Annotated in this window: 9 protein-coding genes; 3 read left to right on the top strand and 6 right to left on the bottom strand. The window is 64.2% G+C overall.

Translation table 11 applies throughout. The annotated features are described in order from the left end of the window. The coding region (locus tag WA702_RS11915) for a carbamoyltransferase family protein (RefSeq protein ID WP_425110723.1) at positions 1-1,287 on the top strand (1,287 nt) is incomplete at its 5' end. A gap of 3 nt (positions 1,288-1,290) precedes the next feature. Here WA702_RS11915 and WA702_RS11910 read toward each other — a convergent pair. After that, positions 1,291-2,850 carry an acyl-CoA carboxylase subunit beta gene (locus WA702_RS11910; protein ID WP_425110722.1) on the bottom strand — a complete coding sequence of 520 codons (1,560 nt, stop codon included), beginning with the start codon at positions 2,848-2,850 and terminating at the stop codon, positions 1,291-1,293. Beyond that, entirely contained in the window at positions 2,780-3,769 is a 990-nt protein-coding gene (locus tag WA702_RS11905) for an IclR family transcriptional regulator (protein ID WP_425110721.1), read from the bottom strand. The genes WA702_RS11910 and WA702_RS11905 overlap by 71 nt, the downstream gene beginning before the upstream one ends. A gap of 152 nt (positions 3,770-3,921) precedes the next feature. Between WA702_RS11905 and WA702_RS11900 the strand changes: the two genes are divergently transcribed. Together WA702_RS11900 and glsA are read left to right on the top strand one after the other, a co-directional pair. Beyond that, positions 3,922-4,143, top strand: a complete 222-nt coding sequence (locus WA702_RS11900) for an acetyl-CoA carboxylase biotin carboxyl carrier protein subunit (protein WP_425110720.1) — start codon at positions 3,922-3,924, stop codon at positions 4,141-4,143. 117 nt (positions 4,144-4,260) lie between these two features. Further along, on the top strand, positions 4,261-6,138 hold the full coding sequence (gene glsA, locus WA702_RS11895) for a glutaminase A (RefSeq protein ID WP_425110719.1): 1,878 nt from the start codon (positions 4,261-4,263) through the stop codon (positions 6,136-6,138). Between the two features lie 80 nt (positions 6,139-6,218). On the opposite strand, the gene WA702_RS11890 is transcribed toward glsA, so the two are convergent. From WA702_RS11890 to WA702_RS11875, 4 genes are all read right to left on the bottom strand, one after another. After that, positions 6,219-6,743 carry a carboxymuconolactone decarboxylase family protein gene (locus tag WA702_RS11890; RefSeq protein ID WP_425110718.1) on the bottom strand — a complete coding sequence of 175 codons (525 nt, stop codon included), beginning with the start codon at positions 6,741-6,743 and terminating at the stop codon, positions 6,219-6,221. 676 nt (positions 6,744-7,419) lie between these two features. Beyond that, the gene (locus WA702_RS11885; protein WP_425110717.1) at positions 7,420-7,776 is read right to left on the bottom strand and encodes a Zn-ribbon domain-containing OB-fold protein; all 357 of its coding nucleotides are present in this window, start codon (positions 7,774-7,776) and stop codon (positions 7,420-7,422) included. Next, positions 7,776-8,912 (bottom strand): thiolase family protein, encoded by a 1,137-nt coding sequence (locus WA702_RS11880; RefSeq protein WP_425110716.1) that lies wholly within the window; start codon positions 8,910-8,912, stop codon positions 7,776-7,778. The genes WA702_RS11885 and WA702_RS11880 overlap by 1 nt, the downstream gene beginning before the upstream one ends. Positions 8,913-9,062: 150 nt before the next feature. Next, on the bottom strand, positions 9,063-10,044 hold a 982-nt coding region (locus WA702_RS11875; RefSeq protein ID WP_425110715.1), incomplete at its 5' end, for an acyl-CoA dehydrogenase family protein.

The raw sequence follows: 10,044 nt of genomic DNA, 5'->3' as shown, positions 1-10,044 counted from the left end.
GCCTCGGCCTATTTCCCCTCGGGCTTTGATCGCGCCGCCATCCTCACCGTCGACGGCATCGGCGAGGCGGCCGGCTCGACGCTGGCGAAGGGCGTCGGCAAGGATATCGAGGAGATCGAGAGCTTCGACTTTCCCAACTCGATCGGCTTTGCCTGGGAAGTGATCTGCGGCTATCTCGGCTTCGATATCTACGACGCCTCGAAGCTGATGGGGCTGGCGGCCTATGGCAATCCCGCGACGTTCCGTACCCAGTTCGCGCAAATGATCCGCGTCGGCGACGAGGATTACTCGGTCGATCCGGAGGCGATGGGCTTCCAGTCGGCCAAGACAAGCCGGCTGGAGAGCCTGATTGGTCCGCCGCGCTATGAAGACATGGCGTTCGAGCGCCGGCATGCCGATATCGCCGCGGCGCTGCAGGAATCTACCAATGAAGCTATCATGGCGCTAGTCCGGCGCCTCAAGCGCAAGGTGCCCTTCGACAAGCTCTGCTTCGCCGGCGGCGTCGCGCTCAATTGCGTCACCAACGAACTGATCAAGCAAGCCGGTGGCTTCTCCGAAATATTCATCCCCTATGCGCCGCATGACGCAGGCACCGCAATCGGCGCCGCCTTCGCCGTGCATTGCGCGAAAGCGAAAAATCAGCCGGAGCGCGGCAATTCGACACCCTATCTCGGCCCTGAATTCGACCGGCGCGAAATCCTGGCGGCGGTCAAGTCGGCCGGCTTCACGCCGCACATCAGCAAAAATCCCGCGCGCGACGCCGCCGGGATGCTCGCCGACGGCAAGATCGTCGCCTGGTTTCAGGGCCGCATGGAATTCGGACCCCGGGCGCTGGGCAACCGCTCGCTGCTCGCCGACCCGCGCCGGCCCGACATGCGCAACATCCTCAACCAGAAGGTTAAGCACCGCGAGGACTTCAGGCCCTTCGCACCGAGCGTGCTCGCCGAGCATGCCGACCAATGGTTCGAGGTCGGCGCGCACGCCAGGAGCCACGAGTTCATGCTGTTCGCATGTGGCGTCAAGCCCGACCGCAAGGATCGCATCCCCGCCGTCCTGCATCAGGACGGGACCGCCCGGCTGCAGCTGGTGCAGCGGGACTCAAACCCGCGTTATCACGAGCTGATCTCCTGTTTCCACGAGCTGACCGGCGTGCCGCTCGTCGTCAACACGTCCTTCAACGACAGCGAGCCGATCGTCTGCACGCCGGCGGACGCGATCGTCACCTTCCGCAAGTCCGGCATCGACGCGCTGTTCATGGGCGAAGTCTACCTGACGGCCGAGGATTGAGTCTCACGGCCGCGTCGTCATCGCGCGCGGCAATCCCGCCGTGCGCAGCGGCTCGGCAAGGCGCGCGAACTCGCAAAGCAGCGAACGCGTCTTGCGCGGATCGATGATCTCTTCGACCCAGAATTTCTCGGCGGAGCGGAACGGCGAGCGCAGCTTGTTCAGCCGCTCCTCGATCTCCTTCAGCTTCACTTTGGGATCTTCAGCCGCCTCGATCTCGGCGCGATAGGCTGCCTCGATGCCGCCTTCCAGCGGCAGTGAGCCCCAATAGGCCGACGGCCAGGCATAGCGCATCGAGAAGCGGTCGGCCGGCTGATGCACCACGCCGGCGACGCCGAACGAGTTGCGCACGATCACCGTGCACCACGGCACTGTGGTCTGGTTGACCGCCGCCATCGCGCGGACGCCGTGGCGGATCGTGCCAGCTTTTTCGGCATCGAGCCCGATCATGAAGCCGGGGCAATCCATCAGGTAAACGATCGGCAGATGGAAGGTCTCGGCGAAGTCGACCCAGCGTATGACCTTCTGGCAGGCGTCCGCCGTCCAGGAGCCGCCATAGTGGAAGGGATCGCTGGCCAGCACCATCACCGCGCGGCCTTCCAGGCGCGCAAGGCCCACGATGGCCGGCCGGCCGAAATTCTGCGCAACCTCGAAGAACGAGCCCTGGTCGACGACGGATCCGATGATCGGCCGCATCTTGTAGACCTGCCGGCGGCTGCGCGGCACCACGTTCAGCAGGGCCTCGTCATGGCGCTCGGGATCGTCCGTGCACGGCAAGATCGGCGGCAGCTCATGGACCGAGGACGGCAGATAGGACAGGAAGCGCCGCGCGCACGCAAACGCCTCCTCCTCGGTATCGACGGCATGGTCGACCGCGCCGGCGCGGGTCTGGATGTCGGCGCCGCCGAGCTCCTGCTTGCCGAGGTCCTGGCCGAGCCGCTTCACCACCGGCGGGCCGGCGACGAACATCGCTGACGCTTTGGTCATGATCGAATAATGGCTGGCGGCGAGCCGCGCCGCACCCAGTCCGGCGACGGAGCCCAGGCCCAAGGCGACCACCGGCACACGCGACAGGTTCTCGGTCGTATAACGATACCACCTGTTACCGCCGATGCCGCCGGGCAGATTGGCCGCGCCCTTGGTCTCGATCGTCTTCACCGAGCCGCCGCCGCCCGAGCCCTCGATGACGCGGATGATCGGCAGGCGGAAGTCGTGCGCCATCTCCTCGGCCATCAGCGGCTTGGCCGAGATCGAGGCGTCGGCGGAGCCGCCGCGCACGGTGAAGTCGTCGCCGACCACGACCACGGTGCGGCCGTCGATCCTGGCGCGGCCGAACACGCAGTTGGCGGGCGTCACATGCTTCAGCTCGCCCTCGGCATCATATTCGCCGACACCAGCGACCGCGCCGATCTCGTGGAAGCTGCCGCGATCGATCAATCCATCGATGCGCTCGCGGACCGTAAGCCGACCCTGGTCGTGCTGGCGCTTGACCTTGTCAGCGCCGCCCATCTCCCGCGCGAAGGCTTCCCGCCGGGCCAGTTCGTCGAGCTCGGGCTTCCAGACCATTCAACTCCTCCGTCCGGGTGATCTTGTCGGTGTTCTTGTGATTGTTCTTAGGCGTCACCGGGAGCGGCTTTCTATCCATCCGTCCATTGAATATCTCGGCCTCGGCGCCCTGCAGCAGCGCGCCGACGGTGCGGCCGAGCTCGAGCATCGGACCCGCCACCTCGTCATGCAGACGCGTCTCATCATACATCGCCGAGAGCAGCCCGATCGTCAGCACGACATAGGTCTGGTATTGCGGCGACCACAGCGGCAGCGCCAGCCCGTTGATATGCGCGCTCCACAGGCCGCAGGCGGTCACATAGCCGTGCTCCTTGAGGTGCAGCCGATTGGCGGCGAGCCGCGGACGCAGCGCCTGTGCGGCCTCCGGCATCTCGCGCTCCATCTCGACCAGCAGCGCATCGCCGACCTCCGGCTCCAGCGCAGCCACATAGGCATGACCGGCCGCCGTGCTCGCCATCGAGATCCGGCTGCCGGTGGTTTCGTGCAGGCCGAGCGCATTGGCAGCGCGGCCGAACTCCAGATAGACCAGATGAAACTGATCCGGAATGACGAAGCCGACGGTGCCCGGCAGTTGCTCGGCGACATCCTGCAGCCGCTGCCGGATCAGATTGCGCAACTGCAAGCCGCGCGTCATCGAGGTGCTCATCGCCACCGCACTCGGCCCGATGCGATATTTCTGGTCGCGAGGCAAATAGACGAGCTGGCCCATCCGCGTCAGCGTGTGTGTCAAGCGCGACACCGTCGAGCGCGGCAGCCCGCAGCGGTTGGATATCTCAAGATTGCCGAGGCGCGCCTCGTGTCCTTCGAAACATCGCAGTACATCGAATGCCCGCGACACCACCTGAATGACGTCCCCTTCACCGGTCATGTCACCAGGGAGCATCCCCACCCTGCTCAGCCGCTCCGAGCGCCGTCCCATGCGTTTCGTTCCCTCTGGTTCCGCTCTGCGGAATTAAATTCCACTTGAAGAACACGCTACCTCAGGCAATCTGATGCCACAACAGAAAGCCGTGCATGAAAACCTGCGTTGCTAGCATGCTGGCACAAGACGCCATGTGGCCGGGGAGTGGGATGCCAGAGATCAAGGTGACGACCGAAGTCGCCGGCCGCGTCTGCGCGCTGCCGGCAGAAATCGGCGGCAGCATTAGTACCGGCGACGACGTCGCAGTCATCGAAGCGATGAAGATGGAAATACCGGTGCCCTCGCCGGCCACCGGTACGCTGACAACGCTGCTGGTGAAGCTCGACGATCTCGTGGCCGAAGGCCAAGTGGTCGCAATCGTCACCGACTGAGAAACGCTCAACAATTGACCAGCCTTGATTTACCAGGGTTGCGGAAACTGTGGGCTGGCAGCAGCCGCACGGCTGCGACATAACCTCTGCCGAGTTCCGTCTTCGGCGAGTTCGATCATGACCCTTCCGCGCCCTCGGCAGCATGCCAAGGCCTCCGCCCCTAATCCGCAGGACTGGGCGGCTTCGATGCTGCCGCTGCAGCGGTTCCTGGCTGCCTGCCACGCCGATTTCCGCGTCGACGATGACGGCGCGGTCGCGAGCTACATCCCCGAGCTCGGCAAGGCGGATGCTTCGCATTTCGGCATCAGCCTTGCGACGCTGGATGGCCATGTCTACGAGATCGGCGACAGCCGCATCCCTTTCACCATCCAATCGATGTCGAAGCCGTTCGTGTTCGCGCTGGCACTGGATACGCTCGGCGCAGCCAGGGTCGAGAGCGCGATCGGCGTCGAGCCCTCCGGCGATCCCTTCAACTCGATCCGCCTCAATGCCGAGAACCATCCGTTCAATCCGATGGTCAATGCGGGGGCGATCGCCTGCAGCGGCCTCATTCGCGAAGCCAAGGGCAACGACGCCTTCGAGACCATCCGCGTTGCGCTCGGCCGCTTCGCCGGTCGCACGCTCGACGTCGATGACGCGGTGTTCGCCTCCGAACGCGCGACCGGCGATCGCAACCGCGCCATCGCCTATCTCCTGCGCAACTCCGAGGTCATTAAGGTTGATGTCGCCGCGGTGCTGGACGTCTATTTCCGGCAATGTGCCGTGCTGGTGACCGCGCGCGATTGCGCTGTGATGGCGGCGACGCTTGCCAATCGCGGCGTCAACCCGGTCACCGGCGAACAGGTGGTGAGCACCTATGCGGTGGCGCGCACGCTCTCGGTGATGACGTCGAGCGGCATGTACGACTACGCCGGCGAATGGATCTACCGCGTCGGCATCCCCGCCAAGAGCGGCGTCGGCGGCGGCATCCTCGCCAGCCTGCCGGCGCGGCTCGGGCTCGGCAGCTATTCGCCGCGGCTCGACAGCCACGGCAACAGCGTGCGCGGCATCCGCGTCTGCGAGGCACTGTCCGCGCATTACGACCTGCACATGCTCAACCGCAGCGACGATGCGCGCAACGCCATCATCGCCGATTACGACATCGGAGCCAGCCCGTCGCGGCGCAGCCGCAGGACTCAGGAGCGGACGATCCTGACGCAACACCCCGACGCGGTGCGCGTGCTGGAGCTGGTCGGCACGCTGTCGTTCTCCAATGCCGACTACGTCTCGCGCGAGCTCGCGCAAAGCCCGATCCGGCCGCAATTCGTCATCTTCGACCTGCGCCGCGTCACCGCGATGACGCCGGCGGGGCTGCGCCTGCTCACCGAGCTGTTTCATGAGCTCGCCGACTTCTACATCACCGTCATCCTCGCCGGCGTTCGTCGCTCGTCGGCAGAGTGGGAGCAGATCACCAGGCTCACCGGCGACATTGCCAACGTCCGCGACTTCTATCTGCTCGACACCGCGATCGAATGGGCCGAGGACCAGATCGTCTACCGCTACGGCGGCGCGATCGATTTTCTCGAAATCACTGAAATGGCCGAGCAGCCGCTGCTGGCCGGATTGACGGAAGCCGAGATTGCCGAACTCACCGCGCATGCCACCATCACCACCTATCAGCAAAGCGAGCGCATCATCGCCGCCGGCGACGCCGCCACCTCGCTGTTCTTTCTGCGCTCCGGCGTCGTCCACGTGACATTGCCTGATGGCGTCAGGCTGGCGACGCTCACCGCGGGGCAGGCCTTTGGTGAGATGGCGCTGATCGAGCCGCAGCGCTCGGCCGACGTATTCGCCGACTTCTCCGCCACCGCATTCGAGATCGCGCTCAGCGATTTCGAACGCTTTCGCAGCGAGCATCCCAAGGCAAGCGAGACCATCATGCGCAACCTGGCAAAATTGCTCGCCGACCGTCTCATCGTCGCCAATGCGCGGCTCGACGTGCTGAAAGCCGATTAGGATGAGACCGGCAGGTGCCACGCCCCTCTCCGTGCCATTGCCATCGAGCCCTCATTGAGGTGATTCGCAACAGTGTCGTCTCAGATGATCTCCTCGGGCTTCTGCATGTCGATCGAGAACGTCTCGAGGAATTTCGACGTCATCACGTAGAAGCCAACCGCGAGTTGCAGTTCGACCAGTGCCGCCGGTGTCAATTTTGCGGCAATCGTCTTGAATGTGGCGTCGGTCGGGCGCTTCAGCGTCACGACCTCGTCAGCGAAAGCCAGTGCGGCGCGCTGCACCTCATCGAAGCACGATGCACCCTGCCAATTCTCCAGCGCCGCGTTCTGCTCGTCGGTGACGCCGACGCTCTTGCCGATGCGTTTGTGGGCAACGATCTCGTAGGGTGCCTCGCACAGGATACCGGTACGTGTAATCGCGAGTTCGCGCACTACCGGATCGAGTTCGCCCCTGTGGCGGATCGCGCCGCCAAGCCGGCAATACTGCTCCAAATGCACAGGTGAGTGCGCGAGCATCCGAAAGATGTTGGCGCTTCGATTCTTCGAAAGGAGCTCGCGAGTCCGCTCGTTGAATGAGCTGGGGTCGGCGTAGTCGATACGGGCCATGGAGTTCCTCTCTGAATTCACTGGTTTTTGTTGTTGATCGCCCAAACGTTACCGGCACTCCGACGCAGGAGCAACATAAGCGAGCCCAATTGACGCCGCATTACCAAACGATCTTTGGAACCGTCGATCGACGCCGAGTGGGGACTCGCAAAGCGGAGGTCGAGGCAGGGGTGTTCCGAGTAAAAATCCAGCCGACGTTGCGCGCGTTCCAGCGCAACGAAGAGTCGTGTCCAATCTATCGGGGAGGAACGGCATGAAGGAGGCCACTCAGAAGGCGACTTCGGAGGCACTTGCGCACATGCTGGCGGTGACCGCGTTGCTGGTCATCGCCAGCGTCCTCTTCTACGGACGGTGACAGACTGTTTGAGGTTCTGCGTATCAGTCGTTCGCCGACAGTGGGATGACATGTGAGCCGAGGCACTGGCTCATTCGGTTAGTTCAGTCGCGTTGAGTAAGCATCACGTTGAGTAAGCATCACGTTGGTACCGTATCAGTTTCGCGTCGGTGCCATCAAAGTTACGAGTTCGAGTAGGCGTAGAAGTAAGCGTATCGAGTTAACGGGTATCGCGCGCGCACGCAGCGATACGGGGCGGGGCGAAGTCAATCGTATCGAGTATCGTCCCGCCCCGGCTACCCCCGAGGCGGACAAGTTGTGCGAAGGCAGTCAGCTCGCATATCATCCTGTTGCCTTTGCGAAGTAAGGCACCAATCGACCGGCGAACTGAACGAAGCGCGCGGTGACGGCGTCACCGATAGCAAGATCGTTGTCGCCATGCGCCATCATGCGGAAACCCTCCCTGACGTCGATCAGCACCATGTTGTAAGGCACGTGCGCGCGGGTCTCCGGCGTCGCGGCGCGGCACACCAGCGATGTCGCATAGACCGTCCCCTCCCCGCTCGCCGTCTCCTCGGCAAGCTCGGTAGCGCCACAGGCGGCGCAGAAGTCGCGACGGAAATACTGCAGATGTCCGCATCGCGCGCAGCGCTGATAGCGGATCGCTTCGACACCTGTGGTCCAATCCGAGGCCTGCATCAGCGCACCCGCTCCAGGAACATGCTGACATGGGACGACAGCACGCCGCCGTCGCCATGCAGCAGTGTGATCGTGGCATCGCGCACCTGCCGCGCGCCGGCGCGGCCGGTCATCTGCAGATGGGCCTCCGCCAGATGCGCCATCGCGCCGCCGACGCCGCAATGGCCGTAGCTCAGGAGACCACCATGGGTGTTGAGCGGCACCGCGCCGTCGCGGTTGAAATAGCCGGCGCGCACCTGCGCGGCCGCCTCGCCGCGGCCTGCGAGACCAAGGTCTTCCAACAGCATTGCCAGCGTAATGGTGAAGCTGTCGTAAACAGCGGCGTAGCGCACGTCGCTGATCGATAGTCCCGAGGCCTCCCTGGCCTTGGCGATCGCGATCTCGGCGCCCAGTTCGCTCAAGGCAGGCGCTGCGGTGATGTGCTGATGCGTATGGGCCTGGGCGCAGCCGCGCACCTTGACCTGTGTGTCGCCGATCGGCTCACGACTGACGATGCAGGCCGCGCCGCCATCCGACACCGGGCAGCAATCCAGCAGCTTCAGCGGCAGCGCCACCGGCTTCGACGCCATCACATCGGCCACGCTGATCGGCTCGTGGAATTGCGCGCCGGGGTGGCTCAGCGCATGGGTGCGCATCAGCACTGCAAACTCGGCGAGGTCCTGTTGCGTGACGCCGTAGTCGTGCATGTAGCGCGAGGCGACGAGACCGTAATAGGCGGGGATGGTCGGCCCGAGCGGCACCTCGTAGTCGGGATGGCCGACCTGCGCCAGCGCTTGAATCGAGGCATCGCGGCTCTGCCCGGTCAGCCGGTTCTCGCCACCAACCACCAGCACATGGCGCGCGACGCCAGCCTCGACCAGATGGTGCGCCAGCATGGTCATTGCGAGCCCGGTGGCGCCTCCGACCTGCACCGCGTGGGCGTAGGACGGCTTGATGCCGAAATGCTCGGCGAACACGGTGGCTAGCATGATGTGCGGCGACACCGTGGAATAGCCGCAGAGGATGCCGTCAATATCAGCGCGTCTCAGCCCGGCATCGTCGAGCGCGAGCTGCGCCGCCATGCTCATCAGGTCGAGCGACGAGCGGCCTTCGTGCTTTCCGTAGGGCGTGAGGCCAGTGCCGGTGATGTAGCTCATCCAATCACCTTCCGCGTCATTCCGGGACATCGCACAGCGATGAACCCGGAATCTCGATGTGATGAGCTACCCGCGCAAACCAATTTCGAGATTCCGGGTTCGCCGCTGGCGCGGTGCCCCGGAATGACGGAGTAGTTAGCGCGATCATCATCAATACGACTTCGGCAGGCCGAGCACTTTCTCGGCGATGAAGCTCAGGATCAGTTGCGGGCTGATCGGGGCGATGCGGGGGATCAGGGATTCCCGCAAATAACGCTCGACGTGATATTCCTTGGCGTAGCCGAAGCCGCCATGGGTCATCACCGCCTGCTCACAGGCGTGGAAGCCGGCCTCGGCGGCGAGATATTTCGCGGAGTTCGCGGCCGGCCCGCAGGCCATGCCCTGGTCGTATTGCCAGCCGGCTTGCAGTGTCATCAGCCACGCCGCCTCCAGCTCCATCCAGTTCTTGGCAAGGGGATGCTGGATCGCCTGGTTCTTGCCGATCGGACGGTTGAAGACGTTGCGCGTCTTGGCGTAGCCGGAGGCGCGCGACAGCGCGAGATGGCCGAGCCCGACGGCCTCGGCTGCGATCAGGATGCGCTCCGGATTCATGCCGTGCAGGATGTACTGGAAGCCGCGGCCCTCTTCGCCCAGCCGATCCTCGACCGGAATCTCGAAATCCTCGAAGAACAGCTCGTTGGAGTCGACCGATTTGCGGCCCATCTTCTCGATCTCGTGCACGGCGATGCGGCTGCGATCAAAGTCCGTGTAGAACAGGCTCAGGCCGTGGGTCGGGCTCTTCACCTCTTCCAGCGGCGTTGTGCGGGCCAGTAGCAGGATCTTCTCGGCGACCTGCGCGGTCGAGATCCACACCTTCTGGCCGTTGACGACATATCTGTCACCCTTTTTATCGGATGTGCGCACCGCGCGGGTCTTGAGCTGCGTGGTGTTCAACCCCGTGTTCGGCTCGGTGACCGCAAAGCAGGCGCGCTCACGGCCATCGACGATGCCCGGCAGCATACGCGCGCATTGTTCCTTGGTGCCGAACACGACGACCGGGTTGAGCCCGAACACGTTCATGTGGATCGCCGACGCGCCCGACATGCCAGCGCCGGACTCGGAGATGGTGCGCATCATGATCGCGGCATCGAGA

It is taken from the genome of Bradyrhizobium sp. (assembly GCF_049798375.1).
In the GTDB taxonomy this organism is placed as follows: Bacteria; Pseudomonadota; Alphaproteobacteria; order Rhizobiales; family Xanthobacteraceae; genus Bradyrhizobium.
This window is presented reverse-complemented; position numbering and strand designations above follow the sequence as displayed.